The organism is Shewanella sp. SR43-8 (assembly GCF_014163775.1).
GTDB lineage: Bacteria > Pseudomonadota > Gammaproteobacteria > Enterobacterales > Shewanellaceae > Shewanella > Shewanella vesiculosa.
Window position 1 is genome coordinate 295,387 of sequence record NZ_JACJDX010000001.1, and the last position, 23,069, is coordinate 318,455.

A 23,069-nucleotide genomic window follows, 5' to 3' on the forward strand; every position below is an offset into this window, starting at 1 on the left:
TTGTCACGAAAAAGATTATACCGTTTCCGTTAAAATGTAGCCTATACCACGTACAGTTTTAATTAATTCGGTGGCAGTTTTTTTGCGTAAGTGATGAATATGCACCTCGATCGAATTACTGCCGACTTCATCCCAACCATAAGTTAATTGTTCAAGTTGATTACGGGTTAATACCCGTCCAGCAGATTGAGCAAACTCGAGCAATAATTGATACTCGCGCCGAGAGAGTGACACTAACACGCCGCGAAAATGTACTTCACAGCGGGCAAAATCAATATTAAGCGCGCCATAACTAAATTGATTATTGTCTAGACCATGCTGGCGTCGAATAATAGCGCGTAATCTTGCAATAAGCTCTCTGACATCAAAAGGTTTACTTAAATAATCGTCTGCGCCAATATCTAAACACATCAAACGTGTATCAAAATCAGTGTTTGCAGTGAGTACAATAATCGGTAACGAGATACCGTTACGACGCCACAGTTTTAGTAAGTCAGCGCCATTGCCATCAGGCAAACCCAAATCGAGAATAATCGCGCTAAAATCTTCATTATTCAGGGCTACCTCCGCCTGCTTATAGGACGGCAGATGATCAACCTGGATACCTTCTTTGGCCAAACTCAGCATCACGCCTTGGGCGAGTAGTTTATTGTCTTCAACCAGTAACACGCGCATGATGACTTATCCCCTAAATACCTTAAAATCGACACCTTGCTGCTGTAAAAACGCTTCAGCATCTGGCCCTTTTAACATCGACATCGTGGCTAACATTCCCGCCATAACACAATTTGGCGCGAGTACAGTAACCGATAATGGCGCCTGTTCTATCGGATAACCATTTTGAGGATTAATAATATGCCCATAACGCTTACCGTTCACTTCTATATAACGTCGAGTATTGCCGCTGGTCGCGAGAGCACCCTGACGGATAGTTAATAGTGCTGCAGCATTATCAAGCTTCTGCGGGTTTTCAATCCCCACCTGCCAGCCATCCGCTTTGGAGACCGGACAAGCAATATCACCACCAAAATTAACTAATACCGACGTATCAGGCCAACGTTGAGCCAATATATTTGCGGTGCGATCAACGGCATATTCTTTACCGATACCGCCAAAATCGACACTCATGCCAGCCGGCATATGAACGCTAGTGTTAGTCAATGTAATACGTTCAAAACCAACTTGATCTAAGGCTTTATCAATCTCAGTTTGCAGCGGTACACAATGGCTACCATCAAAACGCCATAGGGCCATTAATGGGCAAGCGCTGATATCAAATGCTGTCTCGCTTAATTGAAAACATTGTTTCGCAAAGGTAAATAAATGAAGGGTTTCGGCATCAATGACTGTTGTGTCACCTTGAGCATGATTTAGCTGCCACACCACATTACCTTCAATAAAACGACTAAATTTATTTTCTATACGCTTAGCTTCATCATAAGCAATATTGAGCATTTGCCGAGCTACATGTTCGTCATTCACCGCCATTAACAATTCGCATGGGCTTGCCATAGCGTTAAATGAACCTAAAAAGCCCCAAGGACGAGTCTGTAAGCTCATCGCCTCTGGGGCTTTTAACACTGTAGTTAGCCGTTTATGCACGTAAAGTGACTCGTTTTATGGATATAACATCCATCTTAAAACGAATAACTCACTTGAGCTACAATTGCCTTCACTGCTGGGAATAAATCATAGTTCTGTAACTGCCCCGGTAATTGCGTACCATTATTTTCAGGATTTTGCTGATAATACTCAATACGATAACTTAACTCATGTCCACCGGATAAACGCTGACCAAACTTAAGCCCAATCGTATAAGCCGTCATATCACCAATACGATAATCTGCGCTGGCATACTCAGGTATGGCATCGCCACTCATTAAGAATGGTCGATAAAACTCAGCAGCCTGCTGTTGGTAATAACGTAAATGTAATTGTCCGTAGATGCTTGGGCTAAAGTAATAGCGGTAATGGGTTTCTAACGTATGTGATTGAATATCCCAATCATCAGTACTGTAACGATATGAAAAATCGACTACACCAGAATCTAAAGCACCTTTGGTAAGTAAAAACACACTGTGTTTCAAGCGTGAATCAGGACGATTTTCATAACGGTAAGCTTGTGTTTGACCATTAGCATCAACTTCACTAAGAATTTTATACGGGTCAGTCATGTAACCAGACACACTGGATAAACCATAGTTAGCCTGCATTAACCAATTACGATTAATAATCTGAGTGACACCGAACATAATATCGCTCGTTTGCTTAGTATCATCACCCGCTAAACGAGTTTGATCAAATGCGGCTTGATAATCGGCATCACTGGCATAATTACCCCGAAACACCATTTGTGACATGGCTACTGGGCGACCGCCAACAGGATCAACCACATCATTACTGAACGCGCCCGACAACGACACCGTCGTGTTGTTTTTATTGAAGCTGCGCTCAAGGCCCGCATTAATACCCATAGAGAGGTAATCGAACTCTTTAGAGCCGTACACACCGACATTACCCGTCCAATCTTGGTTAAGCACTTCTTGCCAATTAGCGCTTAGCTGTACCCGGGTATCGTGAAACGTATCGTCAAGCGGCGTTTCACCTGAGCTAACGGTATATTGGCCGTCGCCTGAAGGACGAGTAAAGGTTTGGCTTTCGTCTTGGGCAACCGCACCAGAAGCCGATGCGCCTGTTAAGCTGTCGACTACAATTTTCATGTCTAGGAGTGAAGTTTCGCCAAAGGCTTTTTGCACATTACCAATGGCTTCTGCAGCTTGCACACGGTCTTGCTCACCATAATACATAATGGCAGCATCGACTTTCCAATCATCATTTGCAGGAATGGCTTCAGCAGCACTCACCTGTTGATTCAGTAGACTGCAGCTTGCTAACGCCAATGCACTGGCAATATTTTGCTTAGATGTTAGTTGCATCCACAACCTCCACCCGCTAATGAACGACCACCGCTGGTGCCTTCTTTACTGAAATAAATATGGTCATCTAAGGCAAGATCGAGTTTTTCGCTGTTTAAGGCCATGTCAGCTCTGGCTAATTGATCTTTTTCCCAAGGTTGTACACCTAGGCTTGAACATCCAGCCAAACTACTGACAATGGCTAACGCCACTGCCGCCTTGGCTAAGGGTTGATAAAACGCTTTCGTCATGAGTTTACTCCTGTAACAACATTTGGATTTCTTGCTCGTAGGCGGGGGTATTTTCGGTAAAAAATCCCATGTGAGTTTGTACCAGTTCACCTTTACGGTTAAACATAAAACTACTTGGCATTCCTTGTAACTCAAAGGCTCGAGCAATATCGCCCTCAGGGTCAAAGCGAAGATTAAATTTTCCCGGTAGCTTACTCAGAAACTCATGCGCTAATGCTGTGTCAACATCAAGGTTAATCGCTACAACCTCGAGACCTTGCTGTTGATATTTAGCTTGCATGGCATTCATCCAAGGGAATGATTTGCGGCATGGGCCACACCATGAAGCCCAAAAGTCGACATAAACGACCTTACCGGCAAATTGTTGCAAACTGACAGACTGCCCTTGCAGATCCATCACTTTATTATCTAATGACGGAGCAGCATAAGCAGTAACACTGACTCCAAGGCTTAACGCCAAACTTAACGCGGCAATGTTAAACTTACTTAAGCGTGAAAATAACTTTTTTGACATCATATTTTTGCCTACTGACTGAATATAGGACAAAGTAAGTTACCAAGCTTAAGGTTTACTTAAGTAAACCGATCGAACAATTTAAAAAGCTGGCCAAGGCAAATGCTGCCTCGACCACACAATTGTTAAGGTTAACCACCAATCATCTTCGACACTAAACCTTTCTCATGACCCGATTCAGCCACTAAAATACCCGCTAAATGTAAACTGATAAAAGGAATGAAATACCAAAGTGCCAGTACATGTATTGTTTCAGCCTGTCCTTCTATTGATTCTGGGCCAAATTTAAGCAACAAACCGGTTGTAACTGACAAGGCGACACCCGCATAAAATAGCCAATAGACCCACGCTTGAAACTTTTGTTTAGTGGTTGCTTGGCGCGAAAAAGGTGATGTGTAATGCAGACCAAATTTAGCCATATAAATAAAACGCGCTAACACAAATACACTGACCGCATAGCCGAAATAAATATGCCACTGAAACATAACACCACGAATACTTCTTGCAATGCTCACCGCTTGCTTATCAGTAATGATGACGTCAATTTTGGCTAAACCTTGATGAATAATCGCGGCCATATGGTTTTTCTCCATCCAGCCAAGTCGCAATAAAACTGTTAATAGCATGACCATCATAGTCAACGCGAGCCCCCAGTGAATGAGACGATGAAGCCGTGGGAAATTAGTCTGTGTTTGCATATAAACCTCGATAGGATTGCGATAATGCGGCTATTATTACGCCGAAATCTTAACAATTACTTATGAATAACAATAATCGAAAAATATTCTAAAACATGACATTATGACAGCATAAAACATTGAAAGAGGTCACACGTGACAACTATTTTGATTAAATATCGCCAAATAGTGTTATTTCTAGCCGGTCTAGGGACTTCATTAGGTGGACTGTATACTTTGTTTCCCCAATGGGCGCTGGAAAACCTAAACCAACTGCCCTTCTTTGCCAGTGATACAATTTTCATTCAGCATTGGGGATTAATGGTTTTGATGGTGGGATGCAGTTTTTTTATTGCAATGTTTCGCTCAGATTGGGTCAAACCAGTATTTTGCATTGCGCTAATTGAAAAGCTGTTTTTTATTAGCTTAGTATTGAGCAATGCCAATCAACCTTTTGTCGATGGATTTTGGTCATCAATGGTAATGGACACTATTATATGTACCTACATCGCCGCTTACTTATGGTGGTGTCGAACCGCCAGTGATTTATCGTCTTAAGATAGGCAAACTCAGTTTAGTCGAGCCTATCTGCCGCTGCCGCGACATCGCATTTTTTACAAATAAGGATCATGCCTAATTGTTGTTGTCGACCTTCTACCGTCGTCACCCAGGGGCGAACAGTCCAAGGTGGGTTATGGCGTACATGTTGAAAATGGCCACAGCCTAATTCTGCCACCCAATGCTGTTCTTCATCCAGATGATAACCGATAATTTTTTGCTGCATCCTCGTTCACCTAATCTTTAATAGCAATGCCAATAGCAATTCCAATAGCACGGTTAACACCGACAAAAAAGCCTGAACAAGTCAGGCTTTTTAAGCGATAAATAACTTAAGTCAATACGAGGTTACTTAGTACGATCGCGAATGTGGCTCATTGCACGCTTACGACGACGCTCTTGACCCACGGTTAACTTTTCAGTTCTACCTTCAAACGGGTTAGCACCTTCATGGAAACGTAACTGAATTGGCGTACCAACTACTTTCAATGAACGACGGAAGTAGTTCATCATATAGCGCTTATACGAATCAGGTAACTTCTTAACTTGGTTACCATGAATAACCACGATTGGTGGGTTATAACCGCCTGCGTGAGCATATTTCAGTTTCACACGACGACCATTAACCAATGGTGGTTGGTGATCATCTTGCGACATCTGCATAACGCGAGTCAGCATTGAAGTACTCACACGACGTGTAGCACTGTCGTAGGCTTCTTCAATTGACTCATACAAATGGCCAACGCCAGTACCATGTAATGCTGAAATAAAGTGAATACGGGCGAAATCGATAAAGCCTAAACGGCGATCAAGTTCGCTTTTAACACGGTCTTTGACTTTTTGATCAATACCGTCCCACTTATTTATCGCAATAACCAATGCACGACCAGCGTTTAAGGTAAAACCTAATAAACCAAGATCTTGCTCTGCAATACCTTCGCGCGCATCGATAACCAATAATACTACGTTAGCATCTTCAACTGCTTTTAAGGTTTTAATCACCGAGAATTTCTCGATAACTTCATTCACTTTACTGCGACGACGAACGCCAGCAGTATCAATTAATACGTACTCTCTACCTTCACGTGACATTGGAATATAAATACTGTCACGAGTAGTACCGGGTTCGTCATAAACCACCACACGTTCTTCGCCGAGGATACGGTTAATCAGTGTTGATTTACCCACGTTAGGCTTACCAATAATGGCGAGCTTAATCGGTAAGTTTTGCAGGCGTTCTTGTTCTGCTTCAGCTTCTTCTTCAGTATATTCACGTTCAACTTGCTCGCCTTCTTCGTCGAGTTCGCGAACGATACCCATAGCTTCAGCATAAGGCGTTAGTGCGTAGTCAATCATGTTGGTCACACCACGGCCTTGCGCGGCAGCCATTTGGTATACTTCACCTAGACCTAAAGACCAAAACTCACCACAAGCTGAATCGGCATCAATACCGTCGACTTTGTTAGCAACCACAAAAGTGACTTTATCACGGCTACGTAAATGCTGAGCAATCGCTAAATCAGCAGCTGTCATACCCGCACGAGCGTCAGTCATAAATAATACGACATCCGCTTCTTCAATCGCGGCCAATGACTGTTCAGCCATTTTAGTTTCGATCCCTTCTTCGCTGCCATCAATACCGCCAGTATCAACAACGATAAACTCGTAGCCAGCTAAAAATGCGCGGCCGTATTTACGGTCACGTGTTAAACCTGGGAAATCAGCGACTAACGCATCACGAGTACGAGTAAGACGGTTAAATAATGTCGATTTGCCGACATTCGGTCGCCCTACAAGGGCCACTACAGGGATCATGATTTTGCCTCTAAAAAACTTTTCAATAAAAAGCCCCCGGAACGCTTCCAGGGGCTCTAGTAAGGATATTATACCTTAATTAACGCAAAAATAATGCTACGACTTATTCCGCATCAGTTTTGGTATCTTCCTCAGCATTCATTTGCTCTTGCTTGTTCAAGGAAACAATAGCAACTTTACCACTTCGGCCTTGAACATAAATGTTGTCACCCACCACTAAAGGTTGGGCATATAATCCATCACTATCAACTTCAATGCGGCCAACAATGTCACCGCTATTACGGTCAATAAAGTGCAAGTAACCTTCAAAGTCACCGACAACAATGTAATTGTCTATCACGGCTGGAGCGGTTAATTCACGGTTTTTAAGAACCGAATTACTCCATAATTCAAGACCATTGCGACGATCAACCGAATAAATACGGCTATGATCATCAACTAAGTACAGGCCAATACCTGCAGCAGCTAAATCATTAAAGCTTGAATATTTACGTGACCAAACAATCCGTCCGCTGCGAAGCTCCATAGACACGAGATTACCGTTGTAACTCGCAACATAAATATTTTCGCCCAAAATTAATGGCGTCATATCAATATCTGCCATCCGGGTAAACTCATTGGAACCGGTTGGGGTAAATACCGCTTGTTCCCATGCTTGTTGGCCATTACTTTTGACCACAACAGCGACTTTGCCATCTGCTGTGCCTAAAAAGAAACCGCCCGCTTCATAAGCGGCTGAACCTGTACCTCGTAAGGTAAGGTTTGGCAGCTGCATTTCATAGGTCCATAACTTTTCACCGTTATCGATATTAAATGCTTCAAATGCACCTTTACTGGTATTTACTGCAACAACATCTTCTGCCACTGTCGGTGCCGATAATAACTCACCATTAGCTTGAGCAGACCACACTACGTCACCCGTAGCCTCATCTAGCGCAACTAATAAGCCAGTTTCACCACCAACAAAGACTTTGTTACGTGCCGCAGTAACGCCGGCAGCTAAACGAATTCCTTTGGTTTTAATTTCAAGCTTATCTTCAAAGACATCATTAAAGTCTTGTTTCCATAGCTCCTTGCCGCTGGTTTCATCAAACGCAACCACAACACCGCTGCGATCGGCGACAAATAATTTGCCATAACGAACCGCTGGACGAAGTTGCGAGTAATAATCACCTACGCCATCGCCAACACTGGTATCCCAAGTCACTTCAGGAAATACAGTTGCTTGTATATCAACTAATTCACTCACAGGCTCTTCTTCAACATCACTTGAAGAACAAGCAGACATAAGAGCAACACTTAACCCGACGGCAAGTAGATTTTTACACCAAGACTTCATTGGCTAAATTCCTTATGCCTTATTTAGATTGTCTAACTTCATGGTTAGCGCAGGACTGGCTATCGCACCACCATTATCCACGGCTGCTTGATAAGCTAATTTGGCTTTATCCAAATCACCTTGACGCACTAAAAAGTCGCCTTTTAATTCTTCACGTTGCGAAGCAAATGCTTTATCAGTCACTTGTTCTAGTGTGGCTAATGCCATACCAAGATTATTTTGCTCAGCTTGAATACGCGCTAGACGTATCATGGCCACCATGCCTAAACCTGAACCAGGCTCTGCGGCAATTACTTTGGTAAATGAGGCTTCAGCTTTTGCTAAATCACCCGCTTCAACCGCTGATTTAGCGACCATCAACTCGAGTAATGCCTGATAACCTTGCTGATCATGTTCTGATGTAAAGCTTTCTGCCTGAACCAATAACGCTGCAGGGTTAGCTGACTGTGTCACGATAGACTGAAACGATTCGGAAGCTTTTTCGGCTGCCGTCACTTTCATATCAGAATAAGTATTCCAACCATATAGACCACCAAGGCCTACCACGGCACCCACGACAATCGAGGTACCATAATCTTTCCAGAACTGCTTGATAGCATCTACTTGTTGTTCTTCTGTGCTATAAATTTCCACTTGCACTTCCCCTTTGAAATCAATTCTTAAATCAGTTCTGCAATTTTAGTTACGAGTTCACTACGCGTAACCAATTGTTGTTCGTCTTTTGTTCTTAACGGCTTGATAGCCACTTGATTATTCGCGACTTCATTTTCGCCAATGATCAACGCAAATTGAGCACCGCTTTTATCGGCACGCTTCATTTGCTTTTTAAAGTTACCACCACCGCAATGACTCATGACTTTAAGCGTTGGTAACTGTTGACGCAACTCTTGAGCCACTTTAATGGCTTCAACCACACAATTATCACCCATAGCAGTAACATAGATGTCTACTTCAGGGGCAATATCACTGGTTAACTCAAGCGTTTCAAGTAATAGTACAATGCGCTCAAGGCCCATTGCAAAACCAACGGCTGGAGTATCTTTCCCCCCCAGTTGGCCGACTAAACCATCATAGCGACCACCCGCCAACACTGTACCTTGAGAGCCCAAACTGGTGGTAACCCATTCGAATACGGTGCGGTTATAATAATCTAAACCACGTACTAAACGTGGATTGATGGTGTATTGGATGCCAACAGCGTCTAAGAGTTCACATAAAGTTGAAAAATGTGTCTTAGTTTCTTCACCCAAGTAATCCATTAATGCTGGTGCGTCAGCTAAAATAGCCTGCACTTGCTGATCTTTAGTGTCCAGTACACGCAATGGATTTGAATACATCCGACGTTTACTATCTTCATCGAGAATGTCTTTATGCTGCTCTAAAAAAGCAATCAACGCATCGCGATAGGCTGCACGTTCAGCGGGATCGCCTAAGGTGTTTAGCTCAAGTGCAACGTGTTCTTTAATCCCTAACAAGTCCCATAAACGGGCTGATAACATCAATACTTCAGCATCAATATCGGCGCTACCAATGCCATACACTTCAACACCGAACTGGTGGAACTGACGATAACGACCTTTTTGCGGACGCTCATGACGGAACATAGGTCCCATATACCATAAACGTTGTTCTTGGTTGTAAAGCAGACCATGCTCGTTACCCGCACGAACAGTTGAAGCGGTACCTTCAGGACGTAAGGTTAAGCTGTCACTATTACGATCTTCAAAGGTATACATTTCTTTTTCAACAATATCGGTCACTTCACCAATAGAGCGCTTGAAAAGGTCGGTACTTTCTACGATAGGAGTGCGAATTTCGCTATAACCGAATGCACTAACAGATGAACGCAATACTGCTTCGAGTTTTTGCCATATAGGACTTTGGGTAGGCAGAATATCATTCATTCCGCGAATAGCTTGGATTTGCTTTGCCACTGTTAACTTGTCCACTTATTGAATTAGCTTGCGCTAATAAAATGTAAATACACCCTCTGCATCGGCAACTTTAGGTTGTCATGCACAGGATTAAGATTATTCGGTTTTATCGGTTATCGCGATACGGTTGGCCATCATGCTTGCTTTTGCACGGATCTTAGCTTCTAAACCATCGACGATATTGTTATTATCAAAGCGTTCTTTTTGACGCACTCCGCCATCATAATAACCGCTTTTAGCATGGCCACCCGTTAAACCAATATCAGACACTAATGCCTCGCCTGGACCATTAACGACACAACCTATAATGGACACATCCATTGCGGTGGTAATGTCTTCAAGACGACGTTCAAGTTCATTGACTGTGCTAATCACATCAAATTCTTGGCGCGAACAAGAAGGACAAGCAATAAAATTAATTCCACGGCTACGAATGCGCAAAGACTTTAAAATATCAAAGCCCACTTTGATTTCTTCAACGGGATCGGCTGCTAAGGAAATACGTAAAGTATCACCAATACCCTCAGCTAATAACATGCCTAAACCCACAGCTGATTTAACTGAACCGGCACGCATACCGCCTGCTTCAGTAATCCCCAAATGCAAAGGTTGACGTATTTGTTTAGCGAGTAAACGATAAGATGCGACAGCAAGAAATACATCTGAGGCTTTTACACTGACTTTAAATTGATCAAAGTTCAAACGGTCCAAAATATCCACATGACGCATTGCCGACTCAAACAACGCCTCCGGAGTTGGCTCGCGATACTTATCCATTAAGTCTTTTTCAAGCGAACCACCATTGACCCCGATACGGATTGGAATATTTTTATCGCGTGCACATTCAACAACGCTGCGAATACGCTCTTCATTACCAATATTTCCAGGATTTATGCGCAGGCAATCTGCACCGTATTCAGCCACTTTAAGTGCAATACGATAATCAAAATGAATGTCGGCAATCAAAGGCACATTCACTGACTGTTTAATGATTTTAAACGCTTCAGCTGCATCCATCGTTGGCACAGAAACACGCACTAAATCAGCGCCCACCTTTTCCAACGCACGAATTTGTGCAACTGTGGCTTCCACATCATTAGTATTGGTATTGGTCATCGATTGGACAGCAATCGGTGCACCATCGCCAATAGGCACATTGCCCACATATATACGTGTTGATGGTCTGCGAATAATTGGGGATTCGTTATACATGTAAATGTACTCTACTGCAGTTGCTAAAGCATTATGACGCTTTAGGCAGGGTTAATCTTGCTACTCGACCATTGGCAAATTCAGCTAAACTGATTTTATTGCCATCGAGGCTGATACTGGCGACTTGAGGTGCACCTAGGATCACTTTAAACGGTTTTGTACCTTGAACTTCAATTCGTTGGGCTGAATTTTTCACGCCATCAACCATGACTTTACCTGTGGCATCAGTCACATTAACCCAACAATCACCTGAAAGTTCAATGGTTAATACACTTGCACCACTCACTAAACTTGAGCTTGTTGATGCAGCTTGTGCGTTATCACTTTCGACACTGCTAGGTGAAGTACTAGCTGCATCTTGCGCCGTTTGAATAAGCTTATCTTCAGCATCTATTGCAGCTTGGCTAGGAGCCTCTGCCGCACTCGCACTGGCTTCGTTACTTGGCTCATTACCACTAGACTGTTCAGTTTCGCTTCTAATGAATTGTTGCGGTTGGGCCATGTTACTTCCAGCAGCAATTTCTTCAACGGTTGGTTGAGATAAATCAACACTGGTTATTAACGATGACTTTTGAACCCACCACAATACTAACATAGCGATCAATACGGCAATAATAAGGTAAGTCACAAAATTTAGACGGCTATTACGAGCTTGATGCGTCGTCTTGCGTGAAAAGCTTTGCATTTCAGGGGCAACAATTTCAGGCAATTGCTGGCTTAAACATAGCTGAATTTTGTTCATATCAGCACTTACTGCACGAGCATAATTTTTAATATAGCCGCGCACATAAGTGGTAGAGGCAATATTATCAAAGATGTCATTTTCAAGATCATTAATGATCTTGGGGCGTAAATGCAGTTGAGTTGCGACGGTCTCAATTGAGATCCCTTTTGCTTCGCGGGCCGCTTTTAAAATGGCCCCAGCAGTAACAACATTTGTTAACAATGACGCGTTCTCTTCGTCTTGTTCTACTTGTTCGAATTCTTTAGTCATTAATTCAAGTTAGCTCTATAATTTTTGGCTTGTGGAGATGCAGGAAACTTCGCAATTAATAAAATGCCAAATCGTTTTACGGCCTCTACATCGTTCGCCGCCCGCTCAATCTTGATCCCTAAGGCTAAACTTTCTGCTGATTCACTAGCAACTCGATGGTATCTTGCGAGTTGTTCGCGCGCATCGCCGTAGTCAGCATCTTCCATGGCTAACTCGGTTAATTCTAATAATGTGACTTTACGTCTTGGATCATACTTTAACGCCATATTAAAATACTGTCGCGCTTTTTCTTTATTACCGGCTTTGCGACTGCATACACCTAAGTTTTCATAACTTGATGCGGTACGGGTATATTGAGGTGTCTCTATGGCTGCAAGAAACATTTTCTCAGACTCGGCAAACTTATTTTGTTGGCACAAAAACACCCCAAAATTGTTACGCGCATCCCCCGTCACATCACTCAAACTAATCGCTTTTTTGTATGACTCTTCCGTTCGCTCAATATCGCCAACGGTTTGATAATAATAAGCCATTGCCATATGAACTTCACTGATGTTCGGCGCATATTCAACAGCTTTATTTAAATTATACTTTGCTTGCTCGCTATTACCACGCTGTAGATAAGTCAGTCCTAGTTGCATACGTTCTCTAGCAGCTCCCTGCTTATCAAACTGACGTTCAGCTACAGGGGTATCAGTACCACTGTAAGTACGCTCAGTAACACAAGCAGTGGCAGACAAAGCCACTAAAGTCATTAAACAAACCTTTTGCATTCCATGCTTCATTTATAAGCCTATTATCTATGCAAACAACGAGTTATTCCATTGTGACTGAAATCTGACTCTGTTGCATTTGTTTTTTTGCTAAACGCTTTGTTCTATCACGAATATCACCGGCTAATTGACCACAAGCAGCATCAATATCGTCACCACGCGTTTTACGCACAATCACGGTTAGACCATGTTCCATTAACACTTTAGAAAAACGGTCAATGCGTGAGTTCGATGAACGGCCATACGGAGAACCAGGATACGGGTTAAACGGAATTAAGTTAATCTTACATGGCGTATCTTTCATTAAGATAGCGAGTTCATGTGCTTGATCTGTGCTGTCATTTATATGATCAAGCATTACATACTCAACCGTGACACGGCCACGATTTGCATTAGACTTTTCTAAATAGCGACGAATACCCGCTAAAAACTCTTGCAATGGGTATTTTTTATTCACCGGAACGAGCACATCACGTAACTTATCGTTAGGCGCATGGATACTGACGGCTAATGCCACATCGATGACATCACCTAATTTATCAAGTGCAGGTACCACACCCGAGGTTGATAATGTCACTCGACGCTTAGATAAACTAAAGCCAAAATCATCTAACATAATGTCCATAGCAGGGATAACGTTAGCAAGGTTAAGCAAAGGCTCGCCCATCCCCATCATCACTACGTTTGAAATTGGTCGATCGCCAGTGTCTTTATGGAAACCTAAAAATTGCGACACTCGCCAAACTTGACCGATGATTTCAGCGACGGTTAAATTACGGTTAAAACCTTGCTGACCAGTAGAGCAAAAAGTACATTCTAAAGCGCAACCAACTTGTGACGACACACACAAGGTCGCTCTGTCTTCTTCTGGAATATAGACGGTTTCGACTTCTTGGCCCTGACCAACATTAATAGCAAATTTAATGGTCCCATCAGCAGACTTTTGGAAATTAGAAATTTCAGGTGCGACAATTTCGCATCGCGCTGCTAATTTACCACGCAATACTTTATTTATATTATTCATTTCTTCGAAGTCAGTAACGCCAAAGTGATAAATCCACTTCATTAACTGATCGGCACGAAACGGCTTTTCACCCATCTCGCTGAACAATGCTCGCAGTCCTTTACGATCAAGATCTAATAAATTGATTTTCTTTTCACTCATCTGCCTAACCTCAAACACCAAAACCTTTAACAGGGCGGCAAATTATACAGATGCTGGCCAAGATTAGCTAGTAATCAAATAGCCTTGCTATCGCATCGAAAATCAAACATTCACCTGGTTTGGCGCCCAACATGAGTAAAATAATGTTAGAATCGATTTCCAATTAAAGAGGGAAATTATGAAGCAACGCTACACATTAACTTTAGCCCACATTAATGATACCCACTCTAACTTTGAACCCAGCCCCGTTCAGTTTAGCCTCGAGAATCAACAAAAATCATATACCCTCGAAGCACATTCTGGCGGATATGCACGTTTAGGTTATCAAATTGAACACGCCAGGCAACAAGCAGCAATCAAACAGTCGCCTTTTATTTTTTTGCATGGTGGTGATAGTTTTCAAGGGACATTATATTTTAGAGAGTTTAAAGGTGCAGCCAACGCGCATTTACTAAACTTACTCAAACCTGATGCTATGGTAATAGGTAATCACGAAGTCGATGCAGGCAATAGCCCAGTTCAAGCTTTTCTAAACCGTATCGATTTTCCGGTACTAGCTGGCAATATGGACCTCAGCCAAGAAGACCGACATAAATCGGGCCGACTTTATGGCCATCCAATGCTGTACGATTTTGATGACTCAACTGAAACAGCCAAAGTATTAATTAAGCCATTTCATGACACTAAGTTAGCCATTATTGGTATTACATTAGATCAAATGCGCTTAATTGCACGGCCCGATCCTGACACCCACTTTGCCAACGCCATCGACACGACTTTGCGGACAATACAACGCTTACACCAGCAGGGTATCTATCACATCATAGTATTGAGCCATTTAGGCTTAGATCAAGATCGAGAACTTGCTGCAAAAGTTGATGGGATCAGCTTAATTGTTGGCGGTCATTCTCATACACTGCAAGGCCAACTGAGTGATATTGGTTGGAGTAATATTCCTTATGCAGAAACGATTAATTCAACGCCTATTTTACATGCAGGTAAATATGCAGAAACAATTGGCTTGGCTGAAATATGTTTTGATCAACATGGCAAAATAGTTGAGTTACAGGGCAATAACTATTTTATGGTCGATGAAAACATCACAGTAACCACCAAAGACGGTCATGCCACAGACAGTAATACTGCCGCAACCTTAGTCAAACAACTTTTTGCTCATCCGAGCATTAAAGACGCACAACATGATGAACATATTCACTCAGTAATCCATACTCAATACAGACCATCATTAGATGCGATAGAAAATCAAATCCTTGGCCATATTCCTCGCGACTTTGTCCATACACGCTTACCAAGCAAACACTTACCTCATGGCAGTGAAATCGCCCCCTGGGTCAGTCGAAGCATGTATAAAGCGGCTAAAAATATTGAACCAACAATAGATTTTGCCTTGCACAATGCTGGTGGGGTAAGACAGTCACTGAACAAAGGCCAATTATCTTTAGCCGATGTTGTGGGGCGCATTTTGCCCTTTGAACTCCCTCTTACCTTATATAAAATTCAAGGTAAATACGTTATCGAAGCATTAGAGTCCGCGATAAACTCCGCGACCAATAACGGCATAATGGGTACAGGCGCAGGCAGTTTCCCCTACCCTTATGGCTTGCGCTACTTTTATGACGGTAAGCAAGCTAAAGGCTTAAGGATAACTCAGATTGATATCTACAAAGACGATCAATGGCAAACACTAGAACCTAATAAGCTGTATTTGGGAGTATCAAGTTCTTATACTGCTGCAGGTAAAGAAGGATACGAGGCATTATTACATGCTCATTGGCAGCAACCCATTAGTAATCAAACACTGCCTGAAGCTTTTATCGATTTTGTAAGCCAGCATGGACACCTTATTACTGGGCAACTATTTGCTAATGTTCACTACATTAGCCATCACGATTAAATCAACTAGTGATAATACCTAGCCACTGGCACACTCAAACGCTGCCAGCGGCTTTTACGACTTTGTCAGCGGGTATCGACAACTTAAGAGTGGGCAACTATTTGCTAATGTTCACTTCATTAGCCATCACGATTAAATCAACTAGTGATAATACCTAGCCACTGGCACACTCAAACGCTGCCAGCGCCTTTTACGACTTTACAAGCCAGCATGGACAGCTTATTACTGTGCAACTATTTGCTAATGTTCACTACATTAGCCATCACGATTAAATCAACTAGTGATAATACCTAGCCACTGGCACACTCAAACGCTGCCAGAGCCTTTTACGACTTTGTCAGCCGATATCGACAACTTAAGAGTGGGCAACTATTTGCTAATGTTCACTACATTAGCCATCACGATTAAACCATCTAGTGGTAATACCTAACCGCTGGCAGATAACAATTATTCGTGCTAGATCACAGACCATAATCAGCTGAGATGGTTAAATAGCATAAAATTGAGCCAATCTCGTTATCCAGTGTCATCTGTAGATAAAATAGGAATACATACATGAAAGCTAAATTAATCGCATTTGCTGCCGCAGCCACTTTGGCTTTAGGTGTTTCCTCTGTGTGGGCACAAGGTGCTTTGCATCAAGCAGAAGTCATCGACACTATGAATGGTGGCGGTTACACCTATGTTCAGCTAAAAGAAGCCGACAAAACATACTGGGCAGCAGGCCCACAAACTGAAGTGAATAAAGGCGATAAAGTTGAAGTGTCTGAGCAAATGTGGATGACCGATTTTAAAAGTTCAAGCCTAAACAGAACATTTGATAAAATCATGTTTGTTGGCAACATTAATAAAAAATAGTACGTTTTATCGCAAAAATCTTACATAATTGACCAATCTTACCGATTGGTCTTTTTTATGAAAAACTCAATAAATCAACCAAGTCAAATCGTTGATTTTTCAGCGTCCTACGCTACTCAAGTAAGCCAGTTATACCATACTGCTGTGCAAGGTATTGAACATCCGAGATACCCGAAACTAAAACTTGATGCATGGTCATTAGCCCCCCGTTCAGCTAAGTTCTGGCAATTACAATACAAGCGAAATAAAGCTTGGATTGCATTAAACAAGCAACAGGTCATCGGTTTTATTAGCCTAGAGACTCATTTTAACCACCAAGGTTATATTGACTGTTTATACGTGCACCCCAGCTTCCAAAATCAAGGTATAGCAAGCTCGCTATACCAACACCTTGAACATTGGGCACAGCAGCAACAATATCCATTTGTCAGTGTCGATGCGTCATATTTATCTAGAGCTTTGTTTGAGGCCATGGGTTTTGCCTTACAACAAGTCAGCTACCAACAAAAACGTGGCCAAACTTTCACCGGTTTTTACATGAAAAAAGCGCTCTGAGCGCCAAGAGAGGCCTCAAAAGGACGGTGACTAGCGGTAACGGTATAAGTGTTAAAAGCCAAGATGCTAGGATGATAACGAGCGAACGCTTTGGCCGCTTTATTTAGCAGCGTAGCGATCTAGCAGGACGCAGTCCGCCCTAGCCTCTGGGCTGTTACGTTCGTTATCGCTTGCCATCGCTTATTACCAAGGTCACCGCTTTAAAAGCGGTTGCAGCATTTCCTCTAGTCCATTGAGCTTCACTTCATACATTAATGCAAGCTGCTCACCAAGCTTACCTTCTGGAAAGCCTTTTGAATGAAACCACACTAAATAAGGTTCAGGCAACTGCAGTAACTTACGGCCAGCATATTTACCAAATGGCATGGTTTGATTAATCGCTTCTAATAATTGTTGTTCATTCATGACTTCGGTCCCACAGCTTTGATGGTTAAAACCCAAGTGTAACACGCTGCAAACCGTAAAAAAGTCCCTCATAGCGCCAACTATTACTTATATCAATTTCGAATAACAAAAGTAAAAATAAGATGTAAAAAGTGTATCAACAAGATATGAAAGCATAATATGCCAAATTAGCTGGCCAGTAATGGGGTACATGTTCCTCAGTAAAGTGCTTTAAGTGATTATAAAGTTTAACTTTTAAATAACATTCCTCCGTGCGACACCATGTTGTCAATTTTTTGCCGTACAAGCTAATTTAGTCAATTAAACATCTAGGCGACATTTATAAAAAACTGTCAAAAATCAGCTAATTGACCAAACCTAATTCAGTATTTAAAGTGAGTTTAGAATTATTTTTAGGTAAATAACAAACTTGGTTGGGAGGGCTGTATAGATGATCATATTAGTAGGTGGTGAGAAAGGCGGCAGCGGTAAAAGCTGTTTAGCGCAAAATATTGCGGTGTTCCTGACCCAAGAGGCAGATGCCTGCGTGATTATGGTCGACTGCGATCCACAAAGAACAACATCAGACTGGATCCAGGCTCGTAACAACAACCCCAAATTATCGGCGATAAACTGCGTACAGCTTTATGGCAAAATCCGTAATGACCTCCTCAGCTTAGAGCAACATTATGACTATGTAATTGTCGATTGTGGTGGTCAAGATAACCTTGCCTTACGAGCATCTATGTCAGTTGCATCACATGTATTAATGCCGTTAAGACCAAAACGTCGCGACTTGAAAACGGTCAGCCACATGGACGATATCGTGTCCACTTGTTTGATGATAAATCCCAAAATGAAAGCATCATTTGTAATCACACAATGCCCGAGCTTACCTAACCAAGCAAGTAGAATCAGCGAAGCAAAAGATGTTTGTCGTACTTACGATATTAACGTATTAGATGCAGTTAACTACAGTCGTAACATTTATGACGACAGTGAAGAATCGGGCTTATCAGTATTTGAATTAGAACCCAAAGGTAAAGCAGCTGAAGAGATGCGCAGTATTGCTTGCGAATTACTTGAGATTACCGATGCAAAGCAACTCCTTAAACAGCGCAATACTGCATCGAATGTGACCACATTGGGAGGAAATTATGGGACTAGCCGATCTCAAGAAAAACGCTTCGTCATGTAAGCAAACCAATAACATCGCAGTATCAATTGATGACTTTATTGCAGCTGCAGATCTCTACGCCGCCGGTAAAGGTGGGTCTCGACATGCGGCAACCTCTGAGGTTGTTGGCACCGAGAGTCAAACGAATATAATCGATTTTCTACAGCGTAAATACCCGCAGAAATTGGGGGCAATAAAATCAAATAGCAACAACAAAAAGCAACCTTATAAGCGCTGCACTTATACTTTAAGCGAGACAGCTATCACTCAGTTAGCCTTGCTGAGCCAGCAAGGCGGCATAGCAAAGTCAAAACTGATTAGACAATTGATTTCACAATATTTCAGCTTATCGCCACTACAACAAAAAAGCTTAGAAGCTAATTTTAAAGATTAATCGTTAATTTACTTTGTGATTGGTCAGGATGTTCCCCTTTCTCCCCCCACCCTTTCACTGGCTAATAAATATGAGGGTCATATTTATTAGCCAGTGCTTTTTTCTAAAAACTCAACCTCTCATACCGCTGCACAAGTTAATATTTGCCCAGCACCTAGAGTTAATTTTTGCTAAAGCTTGAATTTGTTTACAAACAGCCCCATTAATCTCACATAGGGCAATATTTTATAACAAACACAGCTAAAGCTATCGAATAACATCACGGAGTAGTGCGAAAAGTTGTCAGCACAGATATAAGCTTGAAATAAAAACCAAAAAAACCTTTTTGACTATTAGGATCCTTCTATGATCGCGATTGTAACATTGCTCATTATATCAATGACCGCTATTGGATGGATTACCAGTAGTCAATGGCGCCTCAATCGTCAACGTAGCATAGTGGCTAGCAAACCATTTCCAACACTATGGCGTAATATATTAAAAAAGCGCTTTCCTTACTTTAAAGCCATGCCAACAGACTTGCAGCTACAGCTTAAAAAGCATATCCAAGTGTTTATTAGTGAGAAACAATTCGTCGGTTGTGACGGATTCGACATAAATGACGAAGTAAAAGTCACCATAGCAGCCCAAGCCTGTTTATTATTGCTCAACCGAAAAACTGATTACTATCCTAAACTGAAACAAATTTTGGTCTACCCAAGTGCATTTATTGTTCATCAAAACCGCACTGATATTGCAGGCGTGTATTCTACTCAGCGTAATGTGTTGCTGGGTGAATCTTGGGAATATGGCAAGGTAGTGTTGTCATGGAACAGCACTGTAGAAGGCGCTGCAGATCCGTTTGATGGCAGCAATGTGGTTATTCATGAATTTGCTCACCAACTTGACCAAGAAGATGGCAGCGCCAATGGTGCGCCTCCTTTACGAGATATCACCTCATATCGTTCTTGGTCTGCTACTCTAGGGCAGGAATTTAAACAACTTCAGCATTGCGCTCAACAGCATATCCCGTCATTATTCAATTATTACGGCGCAACCAATCCCGCAGAGTTTTTTGCTGTAATAAGTGAAACATTTTTTGAACGACCTATTGAGTTTTACCAACAACATAATCAATTATATAAAGAATTGAGCCAGTTTTATCAGCTAGATCCAATAAATTGGCATTAGATAAGTCATCAACATAATAATAATTCATAACGTAAAAGGAATACTATGCAATCAATCATTAACAGACTTGGATTTATTGCGGTGTTAATGACCACAGTAGCAGCCTTCGACTTGCATGCAACAGAAGCCGATGACACCTCACTTGGTCAAAGCCAAACCGAACCAAAAAACAAGCAAGTGAGCCAACAAGTAAGCTCCGAAAGCGAAGCCGTGATTAAGAATATTAGCCAGGCAAATGAATTAATTGACAGCCAAGGTTTATCTGCAAAAGACAGCCAAGCCGTCAGCGCTTTATTAAACCAGTTACATGAAAGCGCAGCAGCAGCTGACTGGACGACTTATTTTAGTCTTTATCACCCACAAGCAGTGTTTATTGGTACCGATAAGTCAGAACGATGGGATATGCTTGAGTTTGAACGCTATGCCAAACCCACTCAAGGTTGGCGTTACGATGTAAAGTCTCGCCACTTACTACAAATTGACGATACCATTGTATTTGACGAACAGCTTTATAGCCCAGAATATGGCATTAGCCGAGGAACAGGTGCATTAGTTCAAACGGTTGATGGTTGGAAAATAGCACAATATCATTTGAGCTTTCCGATACCAAACGACAAAGCTAAACGTATTACTAGCTTAATTATGCAATAATCATCAGTTCATCAGGGTGACCATGTTTATTATCACGGTCACCCTTTTGTTTAATAGCAGATGCTTAATATCCAGTGATAAATCTTTAATTCACCCAATAATAGTCAATAACTAAATAGCCTTGTTATGCCATCGACACCGCAAAACACACATTTGCCAACTCACTAAAGTGAGTAAAACTGTCAAAATCATCTTGTTCAAAATGACGCCCAGAGCCCAACCTATCGGCATAAAACAAGCCTAATACTTTATTTCCAACAGATAATGGGGCTAATAGAAATCCATTTTGGGAAAATCGTTCCACAAGCACATCATCTACTTGTACTTTGCATTCATTGCTGGTTGGTGCATTAACCCAAAAGCTCTTTTTTTGCCCAATACACTGAGTAAAGACCGATTGGGGATCATCAAGTTCAATCACAAATGCTTGCTTTAATAATTCAGCGCCATCGCCCATCATCACTCTTGGCTGTAATAGTTTACGACTCGGTGATAATAACAATACACCGCATCGATCTAAACCAACACCGGTTAGCATGCCCTCTAATGTCGTATGCATGATTTGATTAAAATCAGTTTTTACCGCAGCGTAATGGGTTAATTGCCTCAGTTTACTTAATTGATAAGCGTGATTGGTTTCACGCACCTCAGAAGGCACAACTGGGGCATCAATATTGTCTAATACATTAGCGGTATGAGGTAAATAAGACACAATCGCTTTAGCGCCGTATTCGATAGCTAGCTTATGGGTTGTTTCACTGCAATCAATAAACTTTTCAGTAAATTTAGCCACACTGATGTCTAACATATCGGCGGCTTGGGATAAGCGCTTATGCAACTCTTCAGCATTAACGTTAGGTTGCGATACTATCTCCGATAACTTATCGGCTAAAAAAATACAACGGATTTCGGGCATACGTTCATCTGGCTGCGTTAACGATTTAATTAACACGTCACCTAACCCCCAGCTTCTGGCAATACTCTGGGTAAGCTGAATAAATGACGTACCAAGTTCAGCTCGTATCAATGAGTTTTGCTCTATTTTATCATCGGTTGATAACAGTTTTTTATCTAGCTGTTCGGTTAGCTCACCGCCCATGCTCCAAAAAGCACTTTCACCGATGCGATACAACAAAGAAGCGATAAAAACTTCTTTACGTAACGATTCTCATCGATCGCTCATCATCATTCTGGCGAGCATGGCCGCCTGAAAAGATTGCGCCATCAGCTTTAACAAGCGTTGATAAACACTGGCACTCAGATGTTTGTTTTCGAGTAAACTGGTCAGTAGTTTTGCGGTAATGCAAATATTACGAATAGTATCAAATCCGAGTACTACGGCTGCGCGGCTGACAGTCGACACCGGATTAATACCTTTATTGTAGGTAGCACTGTTTGCTACTCGCAAAATTCGCGAGGTAAGTGCGTTGTCGTGCATGACACTTCGACCGAGTAAAGATAATGAAGATACATCGTCTTTAGCCAGCTTTTCTAAATCACGCACTGTGGAACATAATGCAGGCATTTCTTGATCACTGATACGCTTGGTCCAATAATCAGCCCCTTTTTGCTGAGTCATCGCCTTCAAAATTTAACCTAAATGTAACAAACATTGATTTAGTATACTCAATTTCAACACAGTGTCTTGTAGAGATTGTCATTAGAGCAAGCTAGCTCACGTATCAAAGTAAAACAACGATATTTGCTTTCAAATGACGTGGCAATAAACCAATGAATAAGTCGCAATCACTCTCATGGTTAGTAAATGATGTGCTAACTGCGTCACTTTATTTATATTTTAGTGAACGTAATTTGAGT

Annotated in this window: 24 protein-coding genes and 1 pseudogene; 8 read left to right on the plus strand and 17 right to left on the minus strand. The window is 41.9% G+C overall.

Going from position 1 to position 23,069, the window contains the following annotated elements; genetic code table 11:
• Positions 1-15: 15 nt before the first annotated feature.
• From H5114_RS01245 to H5114_RS01270, 6 genes are all read right to left on the minus strand, one after another.
• Complete coding sequence (locus H5114_RS01245; protein WP_124016858.1) at positions 16-675, minus strand: response regulator transcription factor; 660 nt, start codon at positions 673-675, stop codon at positions 16-18.
• 6 nt (positions 676-681) lie between these two features.
• Positions 682-1,560: an FAD:protein FMN transferase gene (locus tag H5114_RS01250; RefSeq protein ID WP_182722101.1), complete on the minus strand. Its 879-nt coding sequence runs from the start codon at positions 1,558-1,560 to the stop codon at positions 682-684.
• A 77-nt stretch (positions 1,561-1,637) separates the two neighbouring features.
• Positions 1,638-2,936 carry a DUF3570 domain-containing protein gene (locus H5114_RS01255; RefSeq protein ID WP_182722002.1) on the minus strand — a complete coding sequence of 433 codons (1,299 nt, stop codon included), beginning with the start codon at positions 2,934-2,936 and terminating at the stop codon, positions 1,638-1,640.
• Positions 2,927-3,166 (minus strand): DUF4266 domain-containing protein, encoded by a 240-nt coding sequence (locus tag H5114_RS01260; RefSeq protein ID WP_124016856.1) that lies wholly within the window; start codon positions 3,164-3,166, stop codon positions 2,927-2,929. Before H5114_RS01260 ends, H5114_RS01255 begins: the two co-directional genes overlap by 10 nt.
• 4 nt (positions 3,167-3,170) lie before the next feature.
• Positions 3,171-3,680 carry a TlpA disulfide reductase family protein gene (locus H5114_RS01265; RefSeq protein WP_124017011.1) on the minus strand — a complete coding sequence of 170 codons (510 nt, stop codon included), beginning with the start codon at positions 3,678-3,680 and terminating at the stop codon, positions 3,171-3,173.
• Positions 3,681-3,811: 131 nt separating this feature from the next.
• Complete coding sequence (locus H5114_RS01270; RefSeq protein WP_182722003.1) at positions 3,812-4,378, minus strand: cytochrome b/b6 domain-containing protein; 567 nt, start codon at positions 4,376-4,378, stop codon at positions 3,812-3,814.
• A 135-nt stretch (positions 4,379-4,513) separates the two neighbouring features.
• On the opposite strand from H5114_RS01270, the gene H5114_RS01275 reads away from it, so the two are divergent.
• Positions 4,514-4,915: a hypothetical protein gene (locus H5114_RS01275; RefSeq protein WP_182722004.1), complete on the plus strand. Its 402-nt coding sequence runs from the start codon at positions 4,514-4,516 to the stop codon at positions 4,913-4,915.
• Between the two features lie 16 nt (positions 4,916-4,931).
• On the opposite strand, the gene H5114_RS01280 is transcribed toward H5114_RS01275, so the two are convergent.
• The 9 genes from H5114_RS01280 to H5114_RS01320 all read right to left on the minus strand — a co-directional run bounded on the left by H5114_RS01280 (position 4,932) and on the right by H5114_RS01320 (position 14,147).
• Positions 4,932-5,141, minus strand: coding sequence for a DUF3565 domain-containing protein (locus H5114_RS01280; protein WP_182697964.1), 210 nt, complete (start codon positions 5,139-5,141; stop codon positions 4,932-4,934).
• 122 nt (positions 5,142-5,263) lie between these two features.
• The gene (gene der, locus H5114_RS01285; RefSeq protein ID WP_011636594.1) at positions 5,264-6,730 is read right to left on the minus strand and encodes a ribosome biogenesis GTPase Der; all 1,467 of its coding nucleotides are present in this window, start codon (positions 6,728-6,730) and stop codon (positions 5,264-5,266) included.
• A 103-nt stretch (positions 6,731-6,833) separates the two neighbouring features.
• Entirely contained in the window at positions 6,834-8,069 is a 1,236-nt protein-coding gene (bamB, locus tag H5114_RS01290; protein ID WP_124016852.1) for an outer membrane protein assembly factor BamB, read from the minus strand.
• Positions 8,070-8,081: 12 nt separating this feature from the next.
• Positions 8,082-8,702 (minus strand): tetratricopeptide repeat protein, encoded by a 621-nt coding sequence (locus H5114_RS01295; RefSeq protein ID WP_124016851.1) that lies wholly within the window; start codon positions 8,700-8,702, stop codon positions 8,082-8,084.
• A gap of 26 nt (positions 8,703-8,728) precedes the next feature.
• Positions 8,729-10,003 carry a histidine--tRNA ligase gene (hisS, locus tag H5114_RS01300; protein WP_124016850.1) on the minus strand — a complete coding sequence of 425 codons (1,275 nt, stop codon included), beginning with the start codon at positions 10,001-10,003 and terminating at the stop codon, positions 8,729-8,731.
• 96 nt (positions 10,004-10,099) lie between these two features.
• A complete protein-coding gene (gene ispG / locus H5114_RS01305; RefSeq protein WP_124016849.1) occupies positions 10,100-11,215 on the minus strand; it encodes a flavodoxin-dependent (E)-4-hydroxy-3-methylbut-2-enyl-diphosphate synthase in 1,116 nt (371 codons plus the stop codon).
• A gap of 31 nt (positions 11,216-11,246) precedes the next feature.
• Complete coding sequence (locus H5114_RS01310; RefSeq protein WP_182722005.1) at positions 11,247-12,209, minus strand: RodZ domain-containing protein; 963 nt, start codon at positions 12,207-12,209, stop codon at positions 11,247-11,249.
• Positions 12,209-12,994 carry a type IV pilus biogenesis/stability protein PilW gene (gene pilW, locus H5114_RS01315; RefSeq protein WP_182697961.1) on the minus strand — a complete coding sequence of 262 codons (786 nt, stop codon included), beginning with the start codon at positions 12,992-12,994 and terminating at the stop codon, positions 12,209-12,211. Before pilW ends, H5114_RS01310 begins: the two co-directional genes overlap by 1 nt.
• A gap of 31 nt (positions 12,995-13,025) precedes the next feature.
• Positions 13,026-14,147, minus strand: coding sequence for a bifunctional tRNA (adenosine(37)-C2)-methyltransferase TrmG/ribosomal RNA large subunit methyltransferase RlmN (locus H5114_RS01320; protein ID WP_124016846.1), 1,122 nt, complete (start codon positions 14,145-14,147; stop codon positions 13,026-13,028).
• 178 nt (positions 14,148-14,325) lie between these two features.
• Between H5114_RS01320 and H5114_RS01325 the strand changes: the two genes are divergently transcribed.
• The 3 genes from H5114_RS01325 (at position 14,326) to H5114_RS01335 (ending at position 17,475) form a co-directional block, all read left to right on the plus strand.
• Positions 14,326-16,062, plus strand: coding sequence for a bifunctional UDP-sugar hydrolase/5'-nucleotidase (locus H5114_RS01325; RefSeq protein ID WP_124016845.1), 1,737 nt, complete (start codon positions 14,326-14,328; stop codon positions 16,060-16,062).
• A gap of 555 nt (positions 16,063-16,617) precedes the next feature.
• Complete coding sequence (locus tag H5114_RS01330; protein WP_124016844.1) at positions 16,618-16,920, plus strand: NrfJ; 303 nt, start codon at positions 16,618-16,620, stop codon at positions 16,918-16,920.
• Positions 16,921-16,977: 57 nt separating this feature from the next.
• A complete protein-coding gene (locus H5114_RS01335) occupies positions 16,978-17,475 on the plus strand; it encodes a GNAT family N-acetyltransferase (RefSeq protein WP_182722006.1) in 498 nt (165 codons plus the stop codon).
• Between the two features lie 192 nt (positions 17,476-17,667).
• Here H5114_RS01335 and H5114_RS01340 read toward each other — a convergent pair whose 3' ends face one another.
• On the minus strand, positions 17,668-17,880 hold the full coding sequence (locus H5114_RS01340; RefSeq protein WP_041413444.1) for a DUF3820 family protein: 213 nt from the start codon (positions 17,878-17,880) through the stop codon (positions 17,668-17,670).
• Positions 17,881-18,310: 430 nt separating this feature from the next.
• Between H5114_RS01340 and H5114_RS01345 the strand changes: the two genes are divergently transcribed.
• The 4 genes from H5114_RS01345 (at position 18,311) to H5114_RS01360 (ending at position 21,251) form a co-directional block, all read left to right on the plus strand.
• Positions 18,311-19,057, plus strand: coding sequence for an AAA family ATPase (locus H5114_RS01345; protein WP_182697958.1), 747 nt, complete (start codon positions 18,311-18,313; stop codon positions 19,055-19,057).
• On the plus strand, positions 19,017-19,430 hold the full coding sequence (locus tag H5114_RS01350) for a CopG family transcriptional regulator (RefSeq protein ID WP_182697957.1): 414 nt from the start codon (positions 19,017-19,019) through the stop codon (positions 19,428-19,430). Before H5114_RS01345 ends, H5114_RS01350 begins: the two co-directional genes overlap by 41 nt.
• A 345-nt stretch (positions 19,431-19,775) precedes the next feature.
• Complete coding sequence (locus tag H5114_RS01355; protein WP_182722007.1) at positions 19,776-20,600, plus strand: M90 family metallopeptidase; 825 nt, start codon at positions 19,776-19,778, stop codon at positions 20,598-20,600.
• Positions 20,601-20,645: 45 nt separating this feature from the next.
• Positions 20,646-21,251, plus strand: coding sequence for a nuclear transport factor 2 family protein (locus H5114_RS01360; protein ID WP_124016839.1), 606 nt, complete (start codon positions 20,646-20,648; stop codon positions 21,249-21,251).
• Between the two features lie 124 nt (positions 21,252-21,375).
• On the opposite strand, the pseudogene H5114_RS01365 reads toward H5114_RS01360, so the two are convergent.
• Positions 21,376-22,830: pseudogene (locus H5114_RS01365) on the minus strand (HDOD domain-containing protein).
• Positions 22,831-23,069 lie beyond the last annotated feature (239 nt).

Bases quoted from the DNA above. Each gene is read 5' to 3' on its own strand.
- H5114_RS01250 (WP_182722101.1), bottom strand. From the start codon at position 1,560: ATGAGCTTACAGACTCGTCCTTGGGGCTTTTTAGGTTCATTTAACGCT.
- H5114_RS01335 (WP_182722006.1), top strand. From the start codon at position 16,978: ATGAAAAACTCAATAAATCAACCAAGTCAAATCGTTGATTTTTCAGCG.
- H5114_RS01340 (WP_041413444.1), bottom strand. From the start codon at position 17,880: ATGAATGAACAACAATTATTAGAAGCGATTAATCAAACCATGCCATTT.
- H5114_RS01255 (WP_182722002.1), bottom strand. From the start codon at position 2,936: ATGCAACTAACATCTAAGCAAAATATTGCCAGTGCATTGGCGTTAGCA.
- H5114_RS01325 (WP_124016845.1), top strand. From the start codon at position 14,326: ATGAAGCAACGCTACACATTAACTTTAGCCCACATTAATGATACCCAC.
- H5114_RS01265 (WP_124017011.1), bottom strand. From the start codon at position 3,680: ATGTCAAAAAAGTTATTTTCACGCTTAAGTAAGTTTAACATTGCCGCG.
- H5114_RS01320 (WP_124016846.1), bottom strand. From the start codon at position 14,147: ATGAGTGAAAAGAAAATCAATTTATTAGATCTTGATCGTAAAGGACTG.
- H5114_RS01260 (WP_124016856.1), bottom strand. From the start codon at position 3,166: ATGACGAAAGCGTTTTATCAACCCTTAGCCAAGGCGGCAGTGGCGTTA.
- H5114_RS01270 (WP_182722003.1), bottom strand. From the start codon at position 4,378: ATGCAAACACAGACTAATTTCCCACGGCTTCATCGTCTCATTCACTGG.
- H5114_RS01245 (WP_124016858.1), bottom strand. From the start codon at position 675: ATGCGCGTGTTACTGGTTGAAGACAATAAACTACTCGCCCAAGGCGTG.
- H5114_RS01310 (WP_182722005.1), bottom strand. From the start codon at position 12,209: ATGACTAAAGAATTCGAACAAGTAGAACAAGACGAAGAGAACGCGTCA.
- pilW (WP_182697961.1), bottom strand. From the start codon at position 12,994: ATGAAGCATGGAATGCAAAAGGTTTGTTTAATGACTTTAGTGGCTTTG.
- H5114_RS01355 (WP_182722007.1), top strand. From the start codon at position 19,776: ATGATCGCGATTGTAACATTGCTCATTATATCAATGACCGCTATTGGA.
- der (WP_011636594.1), bottom strand. From the start codon at position 6,730: ATGATCCCTGTAGTGGCCCTTGTAGGGCGACCGAATGTCGGCAAATCG.
- bamB (WP_124016852.1), bottom strand. From the start codon at position 8,069: ATGAAGTCTTGGTGTAAAAATCTACTTGCCGTCGGGTTAAGTGTTGCT.
- ispG (WP_124016849.1), bottom strand. From the start codon at position 11,215: ATGTATAACGAATCCCCAATTATTCGCAGACCATCAACACGTATATAT.
- H5114_RS01280 (WP_182697964.1), bottom strand. From the start codon at position 5,141: ATGCAGCAAAAAATTATCGGTTATCATCTGGATGAAGAACAGCATTGG.
- H5114_RS01330 (WP_124016844.1), top strand. From the start codon at position 16,618: ATGAAAGCTAAATTAATCGCATTTGCTGCCGCAGCCACTTTGGCTTTA.
- H5114_RS01345 (WP_182697958.1), top strand. From the start codon at position 18,311: ATGATCATATTAGTAGGTGGTGAGAAAGGCGGCAGCGGTAAAAGCTGT.
- H5114_RS01350 (WP_182697957.1), top strand. From the start codon at position 19,017: ATGGGACTAGCCGATCTCAAGAAAAACGCTTCGTCATGTAAGCAAACC.
- H5114_RS01360 (WP_124016839.1), top strand. From the start codon at position 20,646: ATGCAATCAATCATTAACAGACTTGGATTTATTGCGGTGTTAATGACC.